Genomic DNA, 23,649 nt, shown 5'->3' with positions numbered 1-23,649 from the left:
GATCGGGCCGCGCGCTCAGTCCTCGGGCGGTTCCCGCAACTGCCGGGGCAGCAACGCGGCCTCGAGTACGGGCACGTCGAAGGGGTCGAAATGGATCCGCTCCTGCGGGATGCCCTGCCGGGCCAGGGTGGCGCTGGCCTGCGTGACCATGTCCACCGGGCCCGAGATGAACGCCTCGTGGCGGTACCACGGCCCGAACTCGCTCAGCACCCGTGGCAGGGTGCCCTCCAGCCCCGCAATACGCTCGTGCGACACCGCGGCCCGCACGGAGAGCCAGTGGTGCCGCTGAGACATCCTGAGCATGTCGTCCAGACCGTAGAGTTCCTCGGCGGTCCGCGCGCCGACGAAGACGTCGACGTAGCGCTCCGTCCCGGTGCGGGCCGCTTCCTCGACCAGGGCCCTGATGGGGGCCATGCCGGTCCCGCCGGCCACGCACACCAGATCCCGGTCGCTGCGCGGGTCGAGCGTCATGTCGCCCTGAGCGGGTCCGAGCCGCACCACGTCGCCGGGCTTGGCCCTGTGGACCAGGCCCTGGCTGACCTGGCCCTGGGCGACCGCACGCACTTGGAAGGTCACGGTGTTGTCCGGTCGCGGCGCGTGCGCGGGCGAGTAGTAGCGCCATGCCTTGGGCTGCCAGGGTGTCTCCACGCTCGCGTACTGGCCTGCCGTGTACGGGTAGGGGGCGTCGGGCCGTACGGTGACCTCCGCGATGCCATGGCCGCGGTGCAGATGGTGGATGATCTCCGCGTCCCACACCGCGGGCGCCGTGCGGGCGTCCTCCGCTGCGGCGTGCGTCATCATCTGCGCGACGACGCCGTATCCGTGCGTCCACGCGGCGGCCAGTTCCGGGCTCCAGGCCGGGCCGGCATAGCGGGCCAGGGCTGCGAGCAGACACTCGCCCACCGCGGGGTAGTGGCCCTCCAGCGCCCCGAACTTGCGGTGGTCGCGACCGAGCCGGCCACAGAACCGGATCAGGTTCTCCGGGTCGTCGACGAGGTCGACGATCCGCAGCAGCCCGCGCAGCAAACGGTCGCGCTGGACGTCCAGGTCGTCAGGGAAGAGCTCGCGCACCTCGGGGTGGCGTGTGAACAGAATGGCGTAGAAATACACGGTCATATCCGCTGCGTACGGGCCGACCACGGACACGCTCGCACGCATCAGGGCGGTTTCCTCCGCCGTCAACGGCACGATGTCCGGCGGCGGACCCGGCTGCGGGGGCGAGGGAGCGGAAGGGGGCTCCGCCGTTTGCGCCGCGGCGTCCGCCGCCTGACGGCGTCTGCTGTCTCCTCGTGACGCACGGCTGAATATCACCGGGTGCCGCTCACGTCGGATCGCGTGTGCGCTGCCGGCGACGGCAACGGGGAACTGCTGGTACCGACAGGGGAGATCACGACAATCGCATCCCACCCTGCCGGGAGATTTCGGTGCAGGTGTTGCCATTGCCGTGCCCTGCCGCACCTTCTTTCGCCACCGTCTTCTTCATCCTCGACATGCGCATTTGCACGCTCATTCCGTGAATAACAAGGGAAATCCGCCAGATCCCCCACACAGGGAGGTTCCGGCAAGCCGAAGGGCGATTTCAGGCCACCGCCCAACACGCCACCACACCAGCACATGACCCACAGGAGGCAGGTAAAACGCCACTACATCGACACACGGTTCACAAGAAACAGGCACATCTGCCGAGCGCGGTGACATCCTGTGCGTCGACGGTCGCATTCGGCGCGAGTTCCGCGATCCGCCGGGACGGGAGCGCCGTCTCGGCCGGACGCCGTGTACGTGCGGGACTCGAAGGCTGCGGGTGACGGGCCGGTTCCGCGCGTCCCCCGGGGCGAGTGGTCGGCGTTCATGACGCTCGCGGTCAAGTAGCGCCGAGCCCTCCACTCACGGCGAAGCAGAGCCGGGTCGGTCCGTCCTCGCCGGGCCGGCCTCCCGGTCGGACGCCGGCCACACATAGGGGAGGTCGTCCGGAACACGGGGGAACTTGCGTTCGTACGCTTCCCGGTCCTTGCGGACGAGCGCGGACCGGTGGCTGCGGTGGAAGGCCTCGTCACCGAGCCACGGCGGCAGTTCCCCGGCGGCGGCGAGAGCGGGCTGATCGCGTACGGGAGCGCCCGGACGGCATGCCGCGTATCCGGCGACCAGTGAGGCGGCGCAACTGTCCTGGTGCCCCTGCTCCCGCCACACCCGGCACACTTCCAGGCCGTAGCGGACCAGTGCCTCCTCGTATCCGCTCCACATGCGCACCGCCGGGTGCCTGCGCCAGCCGTATCCGGGGACGGTCAGGCCGCGGAGGACCTGGAGGGCCTCGACCCGCTGTTTGCCCAGGCGGCGGCGGTCCAGGAGGAGGGCCGAGCGCCGGAAGTCGGGATCGGGCAGGAACGTCTGCATGCACGCCGTCCTGTCATGGGTGCGGGGCTGCGGCTCACTTTGGGTGCGGGGCTGCGGCTCACTTCTTGCGGAGGGCCGACGGCTTGTGGACCGCCGTCCGGCCCGAAGTGGCGCTGCGGACCTCGTACTGGGGCTCGTCCGGCGAGGCGTCCACGGTGCGGCCGGCGGCCTCGGTGCGCCGGGTGATCTTGCGTTGCACCTCTCCTTCGGCAGTCGATCCGTGGCTGTTCCAGGCCACCTCCTCGCCTTCGGCGAGCTCCGCGTCGGGTCGGTCGTGCTGCTTCTTCCCGGCCATGGTCTCGCTCCCTTCTCCGGGGCTGCTCGACGGCGCAGTCCTCCGTGTCTCCGGAGGTCTGGATCGCCGGCCTCGTGTCCTGCCACTGTCTCTTCCCCGTCCGTCGGGCATCCGGATGCAGCGTCCCCTGAACGGCGTGTCCGGCGCCGGCGCCGGCCGCGCGGTCCGCCGACGGAGGCGGAGGCGTCGACCGCGCCCGGCTCGGGTGGCACCGGCCCGGACGGCACGCCAACTGGCGCCACAGCGCGCCGCGTTGACTCCAGCGCGCGGCACCTCTACCCCTGGTGACAGGTCATCCAGGACGGATTCCAGCCGACCATATGAGCAATATTGGACTTTTTTACGATTCCATCTCCCGGCTTCGGCCGTTCGTGCACGATGAGCGCCAACAGCCTCACAGTCTGTTCATAACGTCGAGGAGCGAATGTGGTCCAGCAGTTGGCAGGCGCTAAGGAGCCTGGCGATAGCGACGGCCAGAAGTCCGGCCGCAGGGTGCGATACCTCCAGGACGAGGCCGCGCCTTCCGCGACACGGATGGTGCTGGGCAGCGCCCTGCGCAAGCGGCGCGGACTGCGCGGCCTGAAACAGGAGCAGGTCGCCCGTCTGCTGGGCGGCTCCCCTTCGAAGGTCAGCCGGATCGAGAACGGCCAGCACAACTTCAAGGAGCACGACCTGCGGCAGTTCTTCGCCGTGTACGGGGTCGACGACCCGGCCGAGCAGGCGCAGCTGAGGGAACTGGCCGAAGCGGCCAACCAGCCGACCTGGTGGCAGTCGTGGTCAGGTGTGGCACAGAAGTACCTGCAGGCCGTGGTGAGCTTCGAGGACATGGCCCAACGCATCCGGTCCTACGAGTCCCAGCAGTTGCACGGCCTGCTGCAGACCCCCGACTACGCCCGCGCACTGATCAGCCGGGGAGGCGGCACGCAGCGGCAGCGCGAGGCCCTGGTGGAGCTGCGTGAGCAGCGCCAGGCCCGGTTCGCGGCCGCGGAGGACAAGACGCTGATCTGTGTGATCGACGAAGCCACCCTGCGCCGGCCGGTCGGGTCGCCGGAGATCATGCGCCGGCAGCTGGAGCATCTGATCGATCTCTCGTCCGACCCCCGCTACCGGTTCCGGCTCGCCGAGCTGGGCCGCTACGACCTGCCCGTAGAGCTGGGGACGACCACCATCTTCGACTTCTCGGGGCGCATCCTGCCCACCATCGTCTACACGGAATGCTTCGACGGCGGTCTGATCGTCCAGGACGAGGAGTCGGTGGACCGTCGGCAGAAGGCGTTCGACGCCCTGCTGGTGGCCTCACTGGCTCCGCGTCGGACCGTGCAGAAGATACGCGACCTGCTCTCGCTCAACTACTACCGCTGACCGCGCTCGCCACCGGCCCGGTCACGGCTTACGGGCAACACCGGCGTAGAGGGACACATGCTCGTCCCGCAGCTGCCCCGGCCCGCCATCCGGTTCCGGGTGCCAGCGGTGCGCGACGACGAGGCCGGGGTCCACCAGTTCCAGACCGTCGAAGAAGCGCAGTACCTCCGCCCTGGTGCGCACCTGGGCGGGGGTGCCGCGTTTCATGTACGTGTCGACTATGGCCTGCCACGCTTGCGGCTCGAAGTCGCCGGTGCAGTGCGACACGCTGAGGTAGGACCCCGCGGGAAGCCTGTCCAGGAAGCGGCCGACGACGCCGTACGGATCCTGATCGTCGGGGACGAAGTGCAACAGCGCGTGCAGGCTGAGGGCGACCGGGCGTTCGAAGTCGATGACGTCCTCGGCCTCCACGGCCGCGAGGACGTCGGCCGGCCGCGTGGCGTCCGCCTGCACGTAACAGGTCTTGCCTTCGCTCGTCCCGTCGAGGAGTTCGTCCGCGTAGACGAGCACGATGGGATCGTTGTCGACGTAGGCGATCCGGCATTCGGGGGCGACGCTCTGTACGACCTCGTGGAGATTGGGAGAGGTCGGTATCCCCGTCCCCACATCGATGAACTGCCGCACACCCTGCCGCGCCAGGTAGCGCATCGCGCGGTGCATGAAGGCCCGGTTGACCCGGGCCCCCGTCTCGACCGCGGGAAACAGCCGGATGACAGCCTGCGCGGCCTCACGGTCCACGGCGTAGTTGGTCTTTCCCCCGAGGTAGTAGTCGTACATCCGCGCACTGTGCGCCCGGTCCTGGCCTAAGTCCGCGTACCTGCCCCGTCCGGGTGCGGGCTGCTCCCCCACTGTCGCCCTCCCAGGCATCCGGCGATTTCCGCCCACGTCAGGGGCGGAATGCACTTGCATTGTGCCCATGCTTACTGGCCGGTCACCGGGGATGTCCAGCACTGAACGGTTTTCTCGACTTAACGCCACACTGGATTCCGGTCACGCCGGCCACCCCGGGTCCGGGCAGCGACGCAGAGGAGCAACCGGCCCACCGGACGCGCCGTTGCACATGCAGACGACGCGTCCGGCAGCGGTCGGCCGTCACCTCACAGGGCACCGCGGCCCACAGCGGTGATGAACGCCGCTGCGGTCCCCCTGGACACCGGGACGACATGCCCCTGCCGCACCTTGGAATCACGGAACAGCACCCGCCCGCCGGACGGCTCCGCGACTTCCACGCACGCCCCCTCCGGAGTGCTGTGCGAACTCTTTCGCCACACGACCTCGGCTCGCCGCCGACTTCCCGTCACTCCGCCCCGCACACACGTCGGTTTCCCCACCGGACGACCTCCTGCGGTGAACGAACTCCCCGTTGCCCGGATGCAATTGCATTCGGACCCGACCAGGGGAGGATCGCCGCCCACCGGGACTGGTATGCGTGCTTGGGGCAACAATGTCTCAATTCAACTGTTGCCGGGTGTGCAAGTGCGCGAGCACAGCCAACGCGTTAATCGCACAATCAGACAGGGGCTTTGAGTAGGTCTCCCCCGCACACGGCTGTCGTACGGCCCGTCGGGCCGACGGCTGAGTGCCTGCCCCGGCCGGAGCTCTCATCAGGGGAAACGGGACGCTCCCCCCGGCCCGTTCGGACGCACGGGATCGAACACACCGTTGTCCGCCGCCCCGAGCGCAGACCGCCGCGGGGCGTCCGTGAAGCTGACCGCCGCCCGCGCGGGGCGGCAAACGGCAAGATGTCCGGCCGTACCGCGCCTACCGTCGTTCGCGCTCGGCCACAGGGCCGAGCGGCAACAGGGCCCCGGCAACAGTGGTCGCAGCCTCCGCCGGGGCCCCGTGTCCACGACTCTCCAAGGAGAATCGCGATGGCCCCCTCCCCCTGGCGGCGGCGTCGTAAACCGCGGCATGCGAGACCCCGCACCGCACGCCTCGCCTGCCCATGTCTGCCCTGTCTCGCCGACTGGGTGGAGCTCGCGCTCGGCCCCGTCGGCCATCTGCTGGGCCCGCAGCAGCCAGGACACTGGCTGAACACCGCGGGGACCGTCGCCCTCCTCGGTCTGCGCACGGCCCTGCGGCACTCCGGCCACAACCCGAACGAGCAACGGAAGTAACCGAGTCGGGGCGTTGCTCGCAGCAGCGCCCCGAGCACGGGCAGCGGCGACCCGGCGGCTCCGGAGACACGGCACGTACGCTGAGACACCATGGTCGAGCATCGAATGATTGACGTGAACGGCATCCGGCTGCACATCGCCGAGCAGGGCGACGGCCCCCTGGTGGTACTCCTGCACGGCTTCCCCGAGTCGTGGCACTCCTGGCACCACCAGTTCGGCCCGCTGGCCGACGCCGGCTTCCGAGTCGTCGCCCCCGACCAGCGCGGATACGGGCGCAGCGACCATCCCGAGGACGTCGACGCGTACACCATCCTCCACCTGGTCGGCGACGTCGTCGGCCTCATCCACGCCCTCGGCGAGGAGAAGGCGTACGTCGTCGGCCACGACTGGGGGGCGCCGGTCGCCTGGCACACCGCCCTGCTGCGACCGGACATGGTGCTCGGGGTGGCCGGCCTCAGTGTGCCGCCCCCGTTCCGGGGGACACGGCCTCCGCTGGCCGCCATGGAGGAGAGGTTCGGCGGCCGGTTCTACTGGAACTACTTCAACCGCCCCGGTGTGGCCGACGCGGAGTTCGCCAGGGACGTACGCACCACCCTCCGCAAGTTCTTCTACTCGGCTTCCGGCTCCGCTTCCCCCGTCGGCGAGATCAAGCAGCGACTGGTCGAACCCGGACGGGGCTGGCTCGAGGACATGCCGGACCCCGAGGTCCTGCCGGAGTGGTTCACCGAGGAAGACCTCGACGCACTCACCGAGAGTTTTTCCCACGGCTTCACCGGGGCCCTCAACTGGTACCGCAACCTCGACCGCAACTGGGAGCTCACCGCGCCCTGGCACGGCGCCGTCGTCACCCGCCCCGCCCTGTACATCTACGGCGACCGCGACCTCGTGCCCGCCTTCCCCGGTACACCCGAACTCATCGAGAAGCTCCCCGACCTGATGCCCAGCCTGTGGCGCAGCCCCCTCGAACTGGCGGGCTGCGGACACTGGACCCAGCAAGAACGCCCGAACCAGGTGAACGCGGCGCTCATCGAATTCCTGACGGCCTGCGCCTGAACCCGGGCCGACCGGATGTCCTGTCCGCGACGCGGGATCAGACCACCGGGTCGAGAAACGTCAGCACGGAGGCGTCCTCCTCGATCAGCGGGACGAGAGCGGCGTTGAACGGGCCTCCGTACGGCGCCTCGAGGTGTGCCTGGAACGCTTCCTCGTCCCGGTAGACCTCGAAGATCCAGTAGGCGCGCGGGGCGGACGCCTTGGTGTAGACGTCGAAGGCGAGGTTGCCCGCCTCCTGGCGCACCTCGCGGGCGTAGTCCCGGATCAGGCGGGCGACTTCGTCCTCCGCACCCTCGCGGGCGGTGAACTCGGCGAGCAGGCTCTTGGTCACAGTGGTGTTTCCTCGGTTCTGGATTGCGGTCGTCTCGTCGGTCGACGGTGGGAACCACCGTGGTCCATGCCGTCCGGCAGTGGCGTCGCGACTATGTCATCGATGACATCGAGTGGCCCGATGATGGACGCAAGCCCTCCGAGACGTCAACGGTTGCGGTGTGACCATCCCGGCCGGGACCGGCTCCCCGTCAGACTCCGTCGGCGCCGACGAGCTGCCGCCGCCACGGCGGGTTGGGGCCGGCGACCGAGCAGGTCAGGCCTGCGACCCGGGTGGCGAACCGGCAGGCTTCCGCGACATCGTCGAGGGTGAGACCGGCCAGCCGGCCGCCGAGGAGTCCCCGGCTGCCGAGCTGGTGCAGCAACCCGGCGGTGAAGGAGTCCCCCGCACCGACCGTGTCGACCACCCGCGTCGCCGTCGCGGGCACCTGCCGGCGTTCTCCGTCGAGCGAGATCAGGGCCCCGTCGGCACCACGCGTGATCACGACGAGCCGTGCTCCTGCCGCGTGCCAGGTGTCGCACGCCTGCTCGGGCGAGGCGCCCGGCAGCAACTGCTCCAGGTCGTCCTCGCTCAGCCGCAGGATGTCGGCGAGGCCGCACCAGTGCGCGAGCCGGGCTCGGTACACCTCGGGACGGACCAGCAACGGGCGGACGTTGGGGTCGATGCTGATGGTGGCCCGGGAGGCGGCGGCGGCCAGGAACTCCTCCACCACCGGGCCGCCGGGCTCACGGACCAGCGCCAGTGATCCGGTGTGCACGCAGGAGGTCCCGGACAGGTCCAGCCCGGCCAGCTCCGCCGGCGTCCACTGCCAGTCGGCCGTGTCCTGGGCGTGGAAGGAGAACGCGGCCTGCCCCTGGGCGTCCAGTTCCGCCACCGCGAGCGTGCTGGGTTCGCCGGCCGCGACGGCGCAGGACAGATCCACGCCGGAAGCCTCCAGATGGGCACGGAACAGGCGCCCGAAGACGTCCTGGGACAGCCGCGCGAGGAAGCGGGCCGGTGTGCCCAGCCGGGCCAGGGCGACGGCGGTGTTCGCGGGGCCGCCGCCGGGCAGCACACGCAGGGCGAGCTCGTTGGAGGCGCTCGCGGGTTCGGCGAAGGCGTCCGCGACGCACTCCCCCAGGACGGTGATCCGACACGAGCTCATGAGCTGCCCTTCTTTTCGGACAATACGGTCGAACAGGGGCGTATCCCTGTGCGGGGCCTCTGATCAGTCGTGGGTCAACAGCGGACCAACGTTGCCAATTTGTGACGAGTGAAAGGCATTGACGTTGCCGCGAACCGGAGTCCATCATCCTCGGCAAGCAGTGTCAACGATGACATAAGTCAACGATGACACCCCGGGGCGGCATGCTCTGATCCCGGTCCCGCGCCGCCCGCTATCCCGCAGGAGTCGTTCAATGTCTCGCACCACTCGTCTGTCCTCCTCCCTCCTCAGAGCCGCCGCGGTCACGGGCGTCGCGGCCCTCACCCTGACGGCCTGCGGATCCGGGTCCGGGTCCAGCACCGCGAGCTCCGGCTCGGGCAGCGTCAAGGTCGGTCTGATCACCAAGACCGAGACCAACCCGTTCTTCGTGAAGATGAAGGAGGGCGCGGAGAAGGCCGCCAAGCAGAACGGCGTCCAACTGGTCACCGCTGCGGGCAAGTTCGACGGAGACAACGCCGGACAGGTCACCGCCATCGAGAACATGGTCGCCTCCGGCGTGAAGGGCATCCTGATCACGCCGAGCGACTCGAAGGCCATCGTGCCCGCGATCGCGAAGGCCCGCGCCAAGGGCGTCCTGGTCATCGCCCTGGACACCCCGACCGAACCGCAGAGCGCGGTCGACGCCCTCTTCGCCACCAACAACCTGCACGCCGGCGAGCTGATCGGCGAGTACGCCAAGGCGGCCATGAAGGGCAAGTCGGCCAAGATAGCCGCCCTCGACCTCGCGCCGGGCGTCTCCGTCGGCGTCCAGCGGCACAACGGCTTCCTGAAGGGCTTCGGCGCCACCGACAAGGACGTCGTCTGCGCCCAGGACACGGGCGGCGACCAGGCCAAGGGGCAGACCGCGATGGAGAACTGCCTGCAGAAGAAACCCGGCATCAACCTCGTCTACACCATCAACGAACCGGCCGCCCTGGGCGCGTACACCGCCCTGAAGGCCAAGGGCCGCGAGAAGGACGTCCTGATCGTCTCCGTCGACGGCGGCTGCACCGGCACCCAGGCCGTCAAGGACGGCAAGATCGCCGCCACCTCCCAGCAGTACCCGCTGAAGATGGCCGCCGAGGGCGTCAAGGCCGTCGTGACCTACGCCAAGACCGGCAAGAAGGCGTCCGGTTACACCGACACCGGCGTCAACCTGATCACCGACAAGGCGCAGTCGGGCGTCACGTCGAAGAACACCGCGTTCGGCCTGGAGAACTGCTGGGGCTGACGCGCCTCGCAAGGACCGTACGACACCGCCGCCTCCTCAGCGGGGCGGCCGGCCCCACGACCTCCCCCGGGGCGGCCGCCCCCCTTGTCCTGGCGACAAGGACATCTGTCTTCCGACAAGGACTTCGCATGACAGCCACGACCACGCCGTACGCGGAGCTCAAGGCACCGACCACGGCCCGCAGACTGCTCACGGCACCGACCACCGGACCGCTGGTCGCCCTCCTCCTGGCCTGTGTCTTCTTCTCCCTCTCGACCGACCAGTTCCTCACCGGCGGGAACTTCTCCCTGATCGTGCAGCAGGTCATGGTCGTCGGCACCCTCGCCATCGGACAGACCCTGATCATCCTCACCGCGGGCATCGACCTGTCGTGCGGTGCGGTGATGGCGTTCGGCAGCATCATGATCGCCAAGATGGCGGCCGAGGGCACCCTGCCACCGCTGCTCGCCATCGCCCTGGGCATCGCCGTCTGCGCCGGCTTCGGCCTGCTCAACGGGCTGCTGGTGCAGAAGATCCCGCTGCCGCCGTTCATCGTCACCCTCGGCATGCTCAACGTGGCGTTCGCGCTGACGCACATCTACTCCGAGGAGCAGACCGTCACCAACCTGCCCGGCCCGCTCACGGCTCTCGGGCAGACCTTCCCGCTCGGCCACACCGACATCACCTACGGTTCCCTGGTCACCATCGCCCTGTTCCTGCTGCTCGCCTACGCGTTGAGCAGCACCGGCTGGGGCCGGCACGTCTACGCCCTCGGCAACAGCCAGGAGGCGGCCCGGCTGAACGGCATCCGCACCTCCCGGCTGACCATCGGCATCTACGCCACGGCCGGCCTGCTGTACGGCGTCGCCGCCCTGCTGCTCATCTCCCGCACCGGAGTGGGCGACCCGCAGGCCGGGCAGACCGACAACCTCGACAGCATCACCGCCGTGGTGCTCGGCGGCACCAGCCTCTTCGGTGGCCGCGGCTCGGTTCTGGGCACCTTCATCGGCGTCCTCATCGTCGGCGTGTTCCGCAACGGCCTGCAGCTGATGGGCGTCGCCTCCATCTACCAGACCCTGATCACCGGCGTTCTGGTGATCCTCGCGGTGACCGTCGACCAGATCTCCCGGAAGAAGGCCCGATGACCGCCACCAGCACCCCCACCCCCGTTCTGCAGGCCCGCGGCCTGGTCAAGCGGTACGGCCACGTCACCGCCATCGACGGCGCCGACTTCGATCTGCTGCCCGGCGAGGTCCTCGCCGTCATCGGCGACAACGGAGCCGGCAAGACGAGCCTGATCAAGGCGCTCACCGGTGCGGTGGCCCCCGACGAGGGCGAGATCCGGCTGAACGGTGAGCCGATGCAGTTCTCCGGTCCGCAGAGCGCCCGCGCCCACGGCATCGAGACGGTGTATCAGGACCTGGCCGTGGCCGCCTCCATGGACATCGCCTCGAACGTGTTCCTCGGGCGCGAACTGCGCCGGCCCGGCATCCTCGGCAGCGCCTTCCGCATGCTCGACAAGAAGCGGATGCGCCAGGAGGCCGCCGAGCACATGGCGGATCTGAAGATCGGCCTGCGCTCGCTGACGCAGGCGGTCGAGACCCTCTCCGGCGGACAGCGGCAGGCCGTCGCGGTCGCCCGCGCCGTCGCCTGGGCCCGCTCCGTCGTCGTCATGGACGAACCCACCGCCGCCCTCGGCGTGAAGGAGTCCGGCCAGGTCCTCGACCTCATCCGCCGTGTCCGTGACAAGGGGATGCCGGTGGTGCTGATCAGCCACAACATGCCCCACGTCTTCGAGATCGCGGACCGGATCCACGTCCACCGGCTGGGCCGGCGCGCCGCCCTCATCAAGCCCTCCGACTACTCGATGGCCGAGGTCGTCGCCATCATGACCGGTGCGCTCAGCGTCGACGCGGCCGGAGATACTGTCGTAGCTGACTCGGCGGCCGCGAAGGCCGCCGGAGTCCAGGCCACCTGACAACACGACCCAGCTCCCGTTGTTTCCGGCCGAGGCCGCGGCCGGAACCGAGAGCTCACAGGAGACGGTTTCCTCCATGGCAGCGAACCGCCGCCCCACCCTGGCCGATGTCGCCCAGGAAGTGGGCGTCAGCGCCAAGACGGTCTCCCGCGTCCTCAACGAGGACGGCCCCGTCTCGGCACGGACCAGGGAACAGGTACTCGCCGCAGTGGCCAAGCTCGGCTTCCAGCCGAACCTCATGGCCCGCAACATCCGCGTCGGCGGCCCGGACACCACCATCGGCCTGGTCATCCCCGACCTCGCCAACCCCTTCTTCGGAGCCGTGGCCCGCGCCATCGAGGACACCGTCCGCGAACGCGGACTGACCCTGCTCATGGGCTCCTCCGCCGACGATCCCCTGCGCGAACGGGCCCTGACGGACAAGTTCCTCGCCCGCCGCGTCAGCATCCTGATGGTCGTGCCGTCCGTCGGCGCCGACCACGCGCACCTCAAGTCCCACCGCACGGCGGGCCTGCCGGTGGTGTTCCTCGACCGTCCGGGAGTCGGACTGTCCACGGACAGCATCGTCAGCACCAACCGTGCGGGGGCCCACACCGGTGTCGCCCACCTGATCGCCCACGGGCACCGGCGCATCGGCTTCGTCGGCGACCTGCCCGTGAAGCTCTACACCCGCCGCGAACGTCTGGCAGGCTACCGCTCGGCCCTGCAGGAAGCCGACATCCCCTACGACCGCTCGCTCGTCATCAGCGCCCACGACCAGCAGGGGGCCGAGCGCGCGACCGCCGGGCTCCTCGACCTGGCCGATCCCCCCACCGCCCTGTTCGCCGGCAACAACATCATGGCGCTGGGCATAGTCGCCGAACTCGCCCGCAGCAAGCGCAAGGACATCGCCGTCGTCGCCTTCGACGACGTGGCGCTCGCCGAGGCACTCGAACCGGCCCTGACCGTCGTCGCCCAGGACCCCGAGGAGATCGGCAGAACGGCGGCGGCCACCGCCCTGAGCCGGCTCGACGGCGACCAGTCCCGCGCTCGCACCATCACCGTGCCCACCCGGCTGATGGTCCGCGGCTCGGGGGAACAGCCGGCCCCCGTCCTCCTGGAGGCGTGACCCGCCGGCCGTTCGACGGCCCGTCAGGAGTGGGTCACCCCCGCGGGAACCGCACCGTGGTCCATCAGGGCGGCAGCCGTGTCGCTCCACTTCAGCCGGCCCGAGAGCTCGTCGCGGACTCGGGCGGCGTGCTCGAGCGCGGTGGGCAGGTCCGCCAGGACGCGGCGTACGGCGGCACCCCACACGGCCGTGTCGTGCTCGAGGTCGTCACGCACTTCCACGATCATCGAGGCCCAGGTGGGCGCGTCGAGCAGCTCCCGCAGCAGCTCGGCGGCCCCGCTCCGGTCGCTGACCAGCACCGGCGTCCCCGCGGCGACCGCCTCCAGGGCCACCAGGCCGAAGCCCTCCGCACGTGAGGGCATGACGCACACGGCCGAGCGGACGAGATCGCGGCGCAGCTCGGCGGGATCGACGGTGTACGCGCGTACGTCGATGCGTTCCCGGGCCAGACCGGACAGCTTCACCAGCCTGGCGTGCAGGGCGTCGCACTGCTCCCGTGGCGCACCCCGGACGAGGAGCCCGGCGCTGGGGTCGTGCACCGCGGCCACCGCGACGGCCCTCGCGGCTATGTCCAGTCCCTTGAGGACCAGGTCGTCGGTCCGGCCGAGGACGAGGACGTGGTGCTTGGCCGGCGGGCGGCGCCGCGACGGGCCGGCGGACACGGACAGCCCCGGATCGAGGCGGATCACGTGTCCCGGGCCACTGTCGTCGGAGAGCACGTCGGCGGCGTACCGCTCCAGCCGCCGCCCGGGGGCGGCGACGACGTCGGCAGCCGCGGCCAGCCGACGCATGACCGCCTCGCGCTCGGCGATCACCTCCGCGGCCCTGCCCGACTCCTTGTACGGCTCTATCTCCTGCGGGGCGGTGTGCACCATGTGCACCAGCCGGGCACGGCCGAAATGGCGCGCGTAGGCCCATGCCGCCGGTCCCGTGAACCGGTCGTGGCCGATCACCAGGTCGGGTGCCGCCCCGAGCACCTGCGGCGCGGGCAGCATCAGTGACGGGCCGGCGGGGGTGCACACCGCGGACACCAGCCGGACCCCGTGGTCGCGGGCGTCCTCGAACTCCGCCTCGGTGGCCCGCTCGACCAGGCACATCACCGGGTACCGGGCCTGGGCCAGGGCGATGGCCAGGGACCGGTTGTAGGACGGCACCCCGCCGTTAGCGGGTGACCAGCTGGTGCTCACCAGCAACGGCCGCTGCAGCTCGGTCGGCTTCACCGTGGTGTCCTCTTCCGCTCATCCCGGTGCACGCAACCGATCCCCCACGGACGGGAATCCGCGTGCGGCGGCCATCGAACTACGGCTTTCGCCCTACGACGTTGATCACTTGAATGCGCGCCGGGAAAATCCCCGAACGAGCAGGTGAGCGCCACTGGGCGCCGTATGTTGGACTCCGTCGCACTTGAATTCCGTGGCAGCGCGAGGCACCTGGGGGCGGGGCATGCCGGAGCAGAACAAGCTGGCGTTCGGGCAGGAGCTCGCCCGGCTGCGCAAGGACGCCGGACTGACACAGAAGGACGTCGGCGACGAGATCGGCAGGACGGTCGCCCGCGTCTCGCAGATCGAACGGGGCGACTGGGCCGGCACTCCGGACAAGCCGCTGATCGAGAGCTACGTCAGGCACTGCCTCGAACACCTGGAGGCCTCCCAGGAGGCGAAACAGCGCCGCCGGACGCATCTGATGGGCCAGTACGCGGCCCTGGACGCCTTCGCCGACACGGCACTGAAACCGCCCCCGGCCAACCGACTGCCCAGGGACATCGACACGTTCACGGGACGGGCGGACGAACTGGCCGAGCTGCGCGCCCAGGTGAACCGCGCCGCCGGCACCGGAGCGGTGATCGCCGTCCACGCGGTCGACGGCCGGCCCGGGGTGGGCAAGTCCGCGTTCGTCACGCACGCCGCCCACCGGCTGGCGGGCAGGTTCCGCGACGCGCAGCTCTTCATCGACCTGCACGGCCACAGCGCCACCCAGGACCCGGTGCCCCCGGCCGAGGCGCTGGCCACGCTGCTGAAGGCGGTCGGTGTGCGGGGACGGGACCTGCCCGCCTCGACCGACGAGCGGGCGGCGCTGTGGCGGCAGCGGATGGCCGACCAGGCCGCCGTGCTGATCCTGGACAACGCCGTCGACGAGGAGCAGGTCACCCCGCTGCTGCCGCAGGCCCCCGGCTGTCTGGTACTGGTCACCAGCAGACGGCGGCTGTCGAACCTGAGCCCGGCACCGGTGACGATCGCCCTCGACGTGCTGCCGCCCGAGGACGCCGAGCGGATGCTCCGGGCCGGCGCGCGCCGTGACCTGCCCGAGGACAGTCCGGTGGGTGAACTCGTGGCGCTGTGCGGGTACTTGCCACTGGCCATCCACCTGGTCGCGGGCCGGCTGCGTACCCGGACCAGCCTCACGGTGGAACGTCTGGTGGCCGAACTCCGCGACGGCGTAGGCCGGCTCGCCGCCCTCCGGGTGCGCAACCACCATGTGGCAGCCGCCTTCGAACTGTCCTACCGGGCGTTGTCGACCCAGCGGCAGGCCTTCTTCCGTGCCCTCGGCCTGCATCCCGGGCCCGACACCGACGCCCATGCGTACGCCGCGCTCACCGCCAGCTCGCTGCGGGAGGCGAAGCGCCAGCTGGAGGGGCTGTTCGACGTCAACCTGGTGGACGAGCACGTGTACGGGCGGTTCAGGATGCACGACCTGATCGCCGAGTACGTCCGTGACCTGGTGTCCAGGGTCGACCCCGACGCGCTGCGGCGGTCACTGCCCCGGTTGCTGGACTACTACCAGGACGCCGCCTTCATGGCCGACACCCTCCTGGCCCCCGCACCGGGCACGCCCGCGGCCCGCGCCTACGACGGCCCGCTGCCCGTGCTCGACTCCCGCCGTGACGCACTGGCCTGGCTGTCCGACGAGCGGCAGAACCTGCTGGCCGGTCTGCGGGTGTCCGCCGGGGAGCCCGGCCGGATCCTGGCACTGACCTCGGCGATGACCCGCCATCTGAGGCTGACCGGTCCCTGGGACGTCGCGGCCGGACTGCACCGGCAGGCCCTCGACGCCGCGCGGGCCGTGCACGACCGGCCCGCTCAGGCCCGTGCCCTGCTGGAACTGGCCACGGCCCACCGCAACCACGGCGACTACGACCTCGCCGAGCGCCACGCCCGGGAAGCGCTGGAGGCGTCGATCGCGCTGCACGACGTGCCGGGGCAGGTGGAGGCGCTGGTCGAGCTGGCCTCGAAGCAATGGCTCACCGACGACTACGAAGCCTCCCGTGTCCTGCTCGACCAGGCCCTGGAGCTCAGCCGGTCGGTGGCGGACCGGTCGGGCGAGGCGAGCGTCCTGGTCGAACTGGGCACCCTCGCCTACTACCGCGACGAGTACGAGGACGCCGAACGGCACCTGACCGCGGCCCTGCTCATCCACGAGGAACTCGGCAACGAGCAGAGCCGCAGCAGAGTCCTCAAGAACCTGGGGAACACCTGGTACTACACCGACCGCTACCCCGAGGCGGAGACGGCCCTGAACCAGGCCCTCACCCTGGCCCGGGACCTGGGCGACTCCCTGGTCGAAGCCCAGGCGCTGACCAAGCTCGGCAGCGTGGCGCGGCTCACGGGCCGTCACAAGGAGGCCGCGGAACACCTGGAGAGCGCGCGGAGCATCGCACGCCGGCTCGCGGACCGGTCCGTGGAGGCCGAAGTACTCATCGAACTCGCCGTCACCCTGCACCGGCTGGGCCGGGGCGAGGAGGCCACGCGTGCGTTCGAGGACTCACTCGATCTCTACGTCGACATCAACGAGCAGATCGGCCGGGCCTGTGTGCTGAAGGAGTGGGGAGAGGTGCTGGTGAAGGACGGCCGTCTGGAGGAGGCACGCGACCGGTTGGGCCAGGCACTGGAGTTGAACGAGCGGCTGGACGAGCGCATGGGAACGGCGGCCGTGTGGAACGCGTTCGGGCGACTCGAGCTCGCGGCGGGAGATCCGGCCGCGGCGCTGACCGCGCACGGCAGGGCGCTGGTGGTGGCCCGGGACATCGGCAACCCGCTGGAGGAGGCGTGCGCGCTGTTCGGGCTCGGCGACGCCGCACGGCGCACCGGTGACACGGCCGCCGCCCGTACTCACCTGGACGCCTCGGTCACCATCTTCCGGCGGATCGGCGCGGAGGAGACGACGGAAGCCGCCGCCCTCCTGGCGGCGGTGGAGGGCGAGGACGCGGGGGTATCCGGCGCCGCACCGGGGAATGACGACTGACGGGGAAGCCACGGGCTGCCACGGGGGGGGAGAAAGCCGTGTGGACGGGTGCGGTCGCGAACATCGTCTTCGGCCTGTTGACCAGTTGCCTCAGCGGATCGGCGGTGTGGCTCTGGCAGCAGAGCGGACGGACCCGGCGATTACGCCTCAGGGCCCGGGTCGTCGGTGCGCGGCCCGGCGAGACCTGCCTGATCGTGATGAACAACAAGGCCGGTGCGCCGGGCAGCACCCACCACAGGGACGTCCAGGCCATGATCGAAGTGGCCGTGCTGGTCCATGAGCTGCGCTGCCAGGTGGTCGTGGCACGCAGCGACGACTTTCACGGCAGCAACGAGGACCGGGTCGAGTTCTGCGTCGGCGGCCCCCTGGGCTCGAACGTCAGGACCGCCGGGCATCTGGCCCACAGCCTGCCCGGCATCACCTTCCGTCCCTACACGGACCCCGACCATCCGCTGGCCATCGAGGTCGGCGGGGAGGTGTATCCCTGGGTGCGCGGTGACAGCGGATACGCGCTCGTCGCCCGGTTCATGGCCCCCGGGGGCGTACGTCCGGTCGTCCTCATCTGCGGCCAGAGCGCCGTCCACAACCATGCCGCCGCGTACTGGCTGCGCCGTTCCTGCGCCGAGGTGGCGGCGACGGTCGCCTCGACCGAGCGCTTCTGCCTCCTGCTCAGGGTGCACGACATCGCCACGTACGGCCATCAGGGCGTGCGGCTCCACCGCGACGTCACATGGGCCGCCTTCGGCTGAGCACACCCGGCGTGCCTATTTCGCGGTGGCAGGCGCGCCGGACCGCCACCGGATCCGCAGGCCGCACAGGGAGACGAGCAGGGCGGAGGCGGCGACCGCGGCCATGCCCAGGGTGAGGCCGCCGCTGCCCGCGACAAAGCCGATCAGGGCCGGCCCGGCCAGCAGGCCGGTGGTGCCCATCGCCGCGACCAGGGCCAGTGCTTCCGGTCCGCGCGCGGCCGCGGCCACGTACACACAGGGGGTGATCGCCGCCGCCCCCAGTCCCACGCAGGCGAACCCGGCCAGCGTGGGCAGCACCCCGCCGACCGTCAGGGCGAGGGCCAGCCCGAGTCCGGCGACGGCGCCGCCGACTCGGACGACGTGTCCGTCGCCCCGGCGGCCGCGCCAGCGGTCGGCGCGCACGCGCGCCAGCAGCATCGTGACCGAGACGACGGCGATGCCCAGCGGCGCCACGGTCGCCGAGGCCTTGACGACGTCCTCGAGGTAGAGCGCCGACCAGTCGTTCATGGCGCCCTCGGTGATGGTGCCGAACGCCATGGCGCAGCCCAGCCACAGGGTCGTGCGGGACGGGAGGGTGAGTGCGGGACGCCGTCCTCCCGGCTTGTCCCCTGCCGTCCGCGGTGAGCCGGTACCGGCTTCACCGGCGGCCCGGTCCCCGTCCGTCAGCAGGCGCGGGCGTGCCCGGGCGAGCAGTGTGGACAGCAGGACGGCGGCCACCGCGAAGTGCGCCGGGACGGACGGTGTCAGCGTGTTGACAGCGGAGGCCAGGAGTGCGGCGCCCAGCAGTCCGGCGCTGAACGTCGCGTGCAGCTGGGACATGGCGGTGCGCCCGTGCCGGGTCTCCAGTGCGGCGCCCTGTGCGTTCATGGCGACGTTGAGGCAGCCGACGGCCACGCCGTCGCAGCAGACCACCAGCAGCGCCCACGGGTAGTCCGGCACCACGGACAGGGCCAGGAGCAGCGCGGTCAGGCACCCGGCGGAGACGAGCGCCAGACGCCGTGCGCCCAGTCGCCGGGTCAGGAACGCGACGAGCGGGAAGGAGGCGGCGGCGCCCGCGCCGCATGCCATCAGCAGCAGCCCCAGTTCCTGCTCGGTGAGGTCGAGCCGGGACTTCAGCGCCGGGAGGCGGGAGGCCCAGGTGGCGTACTGGAAGCCGAGGAAGCAGAACAGGGCCGCGATCGCCCGTTTCTCGTGGCGGAACGAATCGTGGACGGGTGGAGTGCGCATCAGTCCGTGTCCTCCCCGTGGCGGGGCCTGCCGGTCCGCACCCTGGTGGACATGTACACCGCATCCCTGCCATAGCCCGGCGGCGAGCCGGCCTCGCGGTGCGACCGGTAGCCGTGGGCCTGCCAGTAGCCCTCCGTGCCGTCGACCGCGACCAGTGAGATGTGCTCGAAACCCTGCGCCCCGGCGGTGGCCGTCAGGTGGCGCAGCAGCCGTGCGCCCAGGCCGCGGCCCCGCAGGTGCTCGGCGACGACGAGGTCGTGCAGATGGAGGTTGCGGGACCGGAACACGGTCTCTTCCGGGCGGGTGAGCTCCGGGTGGCGGAACCTCGGGTAGGGCAGGGCGAGTACGTAGCCGGCGATCCGGCCGCCGAGTTGCAGGACGAAGCAGGTGTCCGGCGAGCTGCGGCCCCTGGACTCCAGTGCGGCCCGGCCCTCCGAGAGCGAGCGGTGCGCGTAGGCGGCGGCTTCCAGGGCGGCCACGGCCGGCCAGTCGGCGTCGGCGACCGGGCGGACGCGTACGACGTCGTGGCGCAGCGGACGGAAGCCGTTGAACCGCTGGGTCATGTAGCTGGTGGCGTAGGCGCCGGCGGAAAGGATCCAGACCGGGTCGCCGGAGGCCACGTCGCTGGGCACGGGCACCCGGTGGCGGCCGGCCCCGAAGGTGTCCTCGCTGTCGCAGGTCGGGCCCGCGACGACGGCGGGGACGTACTCCGCGTCCGGCAGGCCGGGGCGGTTCGGGAAGACCAGCCGGAAGTTCAGCCGGTCCGTCTCGTAGAGCCCGTTGAACTTCCCGACGCTGAGGTACAGCCAGCGTTCGGACACACCGTCCGGGCTCCGGCGCGCGGTCATCCGGTACACGTGGGCCCGGACCGCGCCGTGGTCCGCCACCAGATGGCGGCCGGGTTCCATGACGAAGCCGAGCGGCGCGGCGTTCACCTCCCGCAGCCTCTCCATGCCCTCGCGGATGACGGTGAACATCTTGTCCAGCGGAGGTTCGAGTCTGCGCCCCCACCGGTCGAGGCAGCCGAGCGCGGGCAGGCCGCCGCCGAGGTTGACGTGGTCCGGCACGATCCCCGTGCGGCGCAGCGCCACGATCACCTCGGCGAGGGAGTCGAACGCGTCCTGCCAGGCCTCGGCCGTCATCTGCTGGGAGCCGACGTGCACGGACAGCCCGGCCGGGGTCAGGCCGGCCGCCCGGGCCGCGGTGAGCACCCGTACCGCGTCCTGGTGCGAACAGCCGAACTTCCGGCTCAGTCCCCACAGGGCCCCGTCCCCGCTGGTGGCGAGGCGGCAGAAGACCCGGGCGCCCGGGGCATGGGCGGCGATCGCGGCCACGTCCTGCACGCTGTCGGTGGCGAAGGTCCGGATGCCCATCCGGTGGGCCTCGGCGATCGTCTCGTCGGACTTGACGGTGTTGCCGTAGTGGACGCGGTCGGCGGGCACGCCGGTCCGCAGGGCCTGCGCCATCTCGGCGGGGCTCGCCGCGTCGAAGCCCGCGCCCCGGCCGGCGAGGCAGGACAGCACCTCGTCCACGGGGCAGGCCTTGACGGCGAAGCGGACCGCCAGGCCGGGCAATTCGCGCAGCAGGGTGTCGTACTGCGCCTCGATGCCCAGGATGTCGAAGATCACGGCGTCTTCGGACGCGGACGCCAGCGCGGCGGACAGCGGTGCGGACATGTCCCCGCTCACCGGAGCCTCCCCGGTCCGCTCTCCCGGGCGGCGTCCACCAGCGCGGGCCAGGCCTCGGTGAGCAGCGCGAAGTCCTCGACGTCCCGCCGGGCCTCGTCCAGCAGCCGTTCCCGGCGTGCCGCCAGCAGGTCGGCGAAGGCCGCGTACCTGCCGCCGAGTTTGCGGTAGGCACTGTCGAGGCGGTCCAGCCGCCACACGTTCTCGGACGGGTCCAGGCAGGTGCTCTCCCGCAGGAGGCCCACGACGACGTCGGCCCTGACATGCTGCCGGTCGTCCAGCAGGGCGGGGCCCGCGGCGGCCATCCGGTCGTAGACGTGGTGGAGGTGGAGCATCGAGAGCAGGAACTTCACGAACCGCGTCTGGTAGGCGAGGAAGCCGCTGTCCGTACGCCGTTCGGGGGTGTGGAAGTTCACGATGTGGCGGTTGTGCAGGATGCCGGGGAGCGTGGCGGCGCGGACGAGGTGGAGGAGGAAGTAGTCGCTGCCGATGGTGTCGGTGGCCGGTGGCAGCGGCACCCGCTCGTACACGTCGTGGTGGAGCGCGATGTTGCACATGTCCACCCGCATGGGGTCGACCAGGGTCAGTGTCGAGTGGTCGCCGGTGAACGGGGCGGTGCCCGCTCCCTTGAAGGACTCGGTGACGAGGTCCCGCTTCAGCTCCTCGGACCAGTTCCCGGGAGCCCACAGGCTCACCACCTCGTGGTGGACGTCCTCGTCGAGGCGCTGGATCTCACCGATGTCCACGGAGGGTTCGCCGATGAAGGAGGCGCCGGCGAGTGACACCGGCCGGTGGAGGTGTGCGGGGTCGAGGTCCGTGTCGGACACCCGGGCCGCCGCCCGGGCGGCGCGCATGCCGAGGGACGGGAGTTCGTGTCGCACGGGGAAGACCGGCTCGCCGTCCGTCGTCTGGTAGGCGCTGTCGGAGTCCCTGCGGTGCACCGACCGGCAGCCGAGCGCGCTCGCCACCAGGAACGCCCGGTTGGTGCAGGCGCCGTAGGAGACAGCGGCCGGGAGCATGAGGGTGAGCAGCCGCTCGGGGTCGGCGGGGCGTGCCCGGTGGAGCACGTCCCGCAGGAAGTCCGCCTGGCGTGCCTCGTCGAGGTGATGGACGGTCAGGCCGTGCACCGGGGGCAGTCCGGCCAGGACGCCGGCGTGTTCGGACCGGGTGGGCCCGTCGCAGGAGTCGAGGACCAGCAGGTGCACCTCGGCGCCGAGGCGGCGGGTCGCGTGGGCCGCCTCCGCGGCGACGGCGGCCAGGGTCGGGGCGCAGGCGCGGTTGGTGGGGAGGGTGAGGCAGATCCGGTGCGTGCCGGTGTCCCGGCTCACCGCTCTTCCGTCCGTCCGTGCCAGGAGTCGGCTCCGAGGAGCCGGCGGCCCAGACCGTCGAGTACGGCGGGGCCGTATCTGAGGGCCTCGGGCCTCAGCGCGTCGCCGAGCAGGGTCGGGTTCCAGTCGGGGGTGCTGAGGGTGCGCCAGGACTCGACGCGGGAGCGGCGCAGGGCCGTGTGCTCCTCCAGCGCGGGCATCATCGACAGGTACTGGACGGCTCTGACACCGTTGTCGGAGGTGTTGGGTGCCACTCCGTGCGCCAGCAGCCCGTTGAAGATCAGCAGGTCGCCGGCGCGCAGTTCGGGGCGTACCACGGGGAATTCGGTGCGGTCGATCGCCGGGCGGACCGGGTCACGGCCAGCGGGCTGGGCGGCCCGCCACTCGTCGAACCGGCGGAAGAGTTCGGGTGCGCACTGGAAGCCGCCGAGTTCCGGGCGGGTGTCGGTGAGCGCGATGATGCCCTGGACGCGCTGCGGAAGGACCGCGAGGGTGGTGTCGACGTCCCAGTGCAGTTCGATGTCGAAGCCCTCGTCGGTGGATTCGATCAGGGAACGCGCACGGGTGCCGCGGTTGGGCGGGTTGAGGTTGAGCCGGTCCAGTGTGACCCACAGCTCCTCGCAGTCCCACACGTCGACGAAGGCGTCGTGGACGCGCTCGGTCTGGCGGCTGTTCCAGATGAGCTGGTGGTGGTAGGCCTCGACGAAGCCGTACACGTGCAGGTCACGGTCGAGGTCCGAGCGGAACTCCCGCTCCTGGTACCAGCTCTCGGGGCGGTCGGGGTCGAGTCCCTGGAAATCCCAGGCGAATTCCAGCAGGCTCTTCGCGGCGCCCGGGGAGACGGCGTCCCGGACGACGACATGGCCGTACGTCTGCCAGTGGGCGAGGTCCGCGTCCGAGAGCACACGCAGCGGCAGGGACTTCTGGATGTCTCTCAGCGGCGTCGGGGCGAGGTAGTTCTCGGCGTCCGTGCTGAAGTAGGGGCGGTCCGATGCCGCTCGGAAGAGGCGGGAGTGGCGGTCGGGCGTCGGCATGCGGCGACTCCGGGTTGATCGGGCTGACGTGCCCTCACCCTGGACCAGACCAGTTTCCGATTCAACGGATCACGGCCGAAACTGCCGCCAACTGCCTGTCAGATGCCGGTCGTTGCAGATGAGCAGGCGCCGACGGGCACGAGGTCCCGTCGGCGCTGGTGGCACTGTTCCGTCAGCCGGCGACTACGCGCTCCGCCGCCGCCACCGCGCAGACACGGGCCGCGCCGTGCGTGGCGAGGTGCAGGGCACCGCGCGGCGGGGCCTGCGGTACGCCCATCTCGACCACGACGGTGTCCGGGCGGGCGGCGAGGAGGACGTCCAGGGCCGCACGCATCCAGTCGTGCCGGTGCTCGTCACGG

Annotated in this window: 22 protein-coding genes and 2 pseudogenes; 10 read left to right on the top strand and 14 right to left on the bottom strand. The window is 70.9% G+C overall.

All coding sequences use genetic code 11. The features are described from left to right. Nucleotides 1-15 precede the first annotated feature (15 nt). Entirely contained in the window at nt 16-1,116 is a 1,101-nt protein-coding gene (locus ACWC21_RS16030; protein WP_450882123.1) for a globin domain-containing protein, read from the bottom strand. A 585-nt stretch (nt 1,117-1,701) separates the two neighbouring features. Between ACWC21_RS16030 and ACWC21_RS16025 the strand changes: the two genes are divergently transcribed. Further along, entirely contained in the window at nt 1,702-1,869 is a 168-nt protein-coding gene (locus ACWC21_RS16025; RefSeq protein ID WP_450882121.1) for a DUF397 domain-containing protein, read from the top strand. Nucleotides 1,870-1,884: 15 nt separating this feature from the next. Here the strand turns inward: ACWC21_RS16025 and ACWC21_RS16020 are convergent, their stop codons facing one another. Together ACWC21_RS16020 and ACWC21_RS16015 are read right to left on the bottom strand one after the other, a co-directional pair. Next, complete coding sequence (locus ACWC21_RS16020) at nt 1,885-2,391, bottom strand: MSMEG_6728 family protein (protein WP_450882119.1); 507 nt, start codon at nt 2,389-2,391, stop codon at nt 1,885-1,887. Between the two features lie 58 nt (nt 2,392-2,449). Beyond that, nucleotides 2,450-2,686 (bottom strand): DUF2945 domain-containing protein, encoded by a 237-nt coding sequence (locus ACWC21_RS16015; RefSeq protein WP_450882117.1) that lies wholly within the window; start codon nt 2,684-2,686, stop codon nt 2,450-2,452. Nucleotides 2,687-3,178: 492 nt separating this feature from the next. On the opposite strand from ACWC21_RS16015, the gene ACWC21_RS16010 reads away from it, so the two are divergent. Then, the gene (locus ACWC21_RS16010; RefSeq protein ID WP_450882115.1) at nt 3,179-4,048 is read left to right on the top strand and encodes a helix-turn-helix domain-containing protein; all 870 of its coding nucleotides are present in this window, start codon (nt 3,179-3,181) and stop codon (nt 4,046-4,048) included. Nucleotides 4,049-4,069: 21 nt separating this feature from the next. Here the strand turns inward: ACWC21_RS16010 and ACWC21_RS16005 are convergent, their stop codons facing one another. Both ACWC21_RS16005 and ACWC21_RS16000 read right to left on the bottom strand, forming a co-directional pair. After that, the gene (locus ACWC21_RS16005) at nt 4,070-4,915 is read right to left on the bottom strand and encodes an SAM-dependent methyltransferase (RefSeq protein ID WP_450882113.1); all 846 of its coding nucleotides are present in this window, start codon (nt 4,913-4,915) and stop codon (nt 4,070-4,072) included. 230 nt (nt 4,916-5,145) lie between these two features. Next, entirely contained in the window at nt 5,146-5,319 is a 174-nt protein-coding gene (locus ACWC21_RS16000) for a DUF397 domain-containing protein (protein WP_450882373.1), read from the bottom strand. 600 nt (nt 5,320-5,919) lie between these two features. Between ACWC21_RS16000 and ACWC21_RS15995 the strand changes: the two genes are divergently transcribed. Then, entirely contained in the window at nt 5,920-6,165 is a 246-nt protein-coding gene (locus ACWC21_RS15995) for a hypothetical protein (RefSeq protein ID WP_450882111.1), read from the top strand. 90 nt (nt 6,166-6,255) lie between these two features. Then, nucleotides 6,256-7,218 (top strand): alpha/beta fold hydrolase, encoded by a 963-nt coding sequence (locus ACWC21_RS15990; RefSeq protein ID WP_450882109.1) that lies wholly within the window; start codon nt 6,256-6,258, stop codon nt 7,216-7,218. A gap of 37 nt (nt 7,219-7,255) precedes the next feature. On the opposite strand, the gene ACWC21_RS15985 is transcribed toward ACWC21_RS15990, so the two are convergent. Both ACWC21_RS15985 and ACWC21_RS15980 read right to left on the bottom strand, forming a co-directional pair. Further along, entirely contained in the window at nt 7,256-7,549 is a 294-nt protein-coding gene (locus ACWC21_RS15985; protein ID WP_450882107.1) for a putative quinol monooxygenase, read from the bottom strand. Between the two features lie 190 nt (nt 7,550-7,739). Then, nucleotides 7,740-8,693, bottom strand: a complete 954-nt coding sequence (locus ACWC21_RS15980; RefSeq protein WP_450882105.1) for a carbohydrate kinase family protein — start codon at nt 8,691-8,693, stop codon at nt 7,740-7,742. 253 nt (nt 8,694-8,946) lie between these two features. On the opposite strand from ACWC21_RS15980, the gene ACWC21_RS15975 reads away from it, so the two are divergent. From ACWC21_RS15975 to ACWC21_RS15960, 4 genes are all read left to right on the top strand, one after another. Continuing rightward, the gene (locus ACWC21_RS15975; RefSeq protein WP_450882103.1) at nt 8,947-9,963 is read left to right on the top strand and encodes a substrate-binding domain-containing protein; all 1,017 of its coding nucleotides are present in this window, start codon (nt 8,947-8,949) and stop codon (nt 9,961-9,963) included. A 128-nt stretch (nt 9,964-10,091) separates the two neighbouring features. Beyond that, nucleotides 10,092-11,087: an ABC transporter permease gene (locus ACWC21_RS15970; protein WP_450882101.1), complete on the top strand. Its 996-nt coding sequence runs from the start codon at nt 10,092-10,094 to the stop codon at nt 11,085-11,087. Beyond that, on the top strand, nt 11,084-11,920 hold the full coding sequence (locus ACWC21_RS15965) for an ATP-binding cassette domain-containing protein (RefSeq protein ID WP_450882099.1): 837 nt from the start codon (nt 11,084-11,086) through the stop codon (nt 11,918-11,920). The genes ACWC21_RS15970 and ACWC21_RS15965 overlap by 4 nt, the downstream gene beginning before the upstream one ends. Before the next feature lie 76 nt (nt 11,921-11,996). After that, nucleotides 11,997-13,028 (top strand): LacI family DNA-binding transcriptional regulator, encoded by a 1,032-nt coding sequence (locus ACWC21_RS15960; protein WP_450882097.1) that lies wholly within the window; start codon nt 11,997-11,999, stop codon nt 13,026-13,028. Between the two features lie 23 nt (nt 13,029-13,051). On the opposite strand, the gene ACWC21_RS15955 is transcribed toward ACWC21_RS15960, so the two are convergent. Next, on the bottom strand, nt 13,052-14,248 hold the full coding sequence (locus ACWC21_RS15955) for a glycosyltransferase family 4 protein (protein WP_450882095.1): 1,197 nt from the start codon (nt 14,246-14,248) through the stop codon (nt 13,052-13,054). Nucleotides 14,249-14,471: 223 nt separating this feature from the next. Between ACWC21_RS15955 and ACWC21_RS15950 the strand changes: the two genes are divergently transcribed. Further along, a complete protein-coding gene (locus ACWC21_RS15950) occupies nt 14,472-17,267 on the top strand; it encodes a tetratricopeptide repeat protein (RefSeq protein WP_450882093.1) in 2,796 nt (931 codons plus the stop codon). 38 nt (nt 17,268-17,305) lie between these two features. Beyond that, complete coding sequence (locus ACWC21_RS15945) at nt 17,306-18,016, top strand: hypothetical protein (protein ID WP_450882091.1); 711 nt, start codon at nt 17,306-17,308, stop codon at nt 18,014-18,016. A 15-nt stretch (nt 18,017-18,031) separates the two neighbouring features. Here the strand turns inward: ACWC21_RS15945 and ACWC21_RS15940 are convergent, their stop codons facing one another. The 6 genes and pseudogenes from ACWC21_RS15940 to ACWC21_RS15915 form a co-directional block, all read right to left on the bottom strand. Beyond that, on the bottom strand, nt 18,032-19,243 hold the full coding sequence (locus ACWC21_RS15940; protein ID WP_450882089.1) for an MFS transporter: 1,212 nt from the start codon (nt 19,241-19,243) through the stop codon (nt 18,032-18,034). Further along, nucleotides 19,243-19,722 (bottom strand): GNAT family N-acetyltransferase, encoded by a 480-nt coding sequence (locus ACWC21_RS15935; protein WP_450882371.1) that lies wholly within the window; start codon nt 19,720-19,722, stop codon nt 19,243-19,245. The genes ACWC21_RS15940 and ACWC21_RS15935 overlap by 1 nt, the downstream gene beginning before the upstream one ends. Nucleotides 19,723-19,755: 33 nt before the next feature. Continuing rightward, nucleotides 19,756-20,919: pseudogene (locus ACWC21_RS15930) on the bottom strand (type III PLP-dependent enzyme); the annotation flags it as partial. Nucleotides 20,920-20,927: 8 nt separating this feature from the next. Beyond that, nucleotides 20,928-22,256 (bottom strand): DUF6271 family protein, encoded by a 1,329-nt coding sequence (locus ACWC21_RS15925; RefSeq protein WP_450882087.1) that lies wholly within the window; start codon nt 22,254-22,256, stop codon nt 20,928-20,930. After that, nucleotides 22,253-23,290, bottom strand: coding sequence for a phytanoyl-CoA dioxygenase family protein (locus ACWC21_RS15920; protein WP_450882085.1), 1,038 nt, complete (start codon nt 23,288-23,290; stop codon nt 22,253-22,255). Before ACWC21_RS15920 ends, ACWC21_RS15925 begins: the two co-directional genes overlap by 4 nt. A gap of 172 nt (nt 23,291-23,462) precedes the next feature. Next, nucleotides 23,463-23,649: pseudogene (locus ACWC21_RS15915) on the bottom strand (glycoside hydrolase family 3 protein); the annotation flags it as partial.

It is taken from the genome of Streptomyces sp. NPDC001348, from assembly GCF_053597535.1.
Note: the sequence above shows the minus strand (reverse complement) of the source record. Positions and strands in the feature narration are given on the sequence as shown.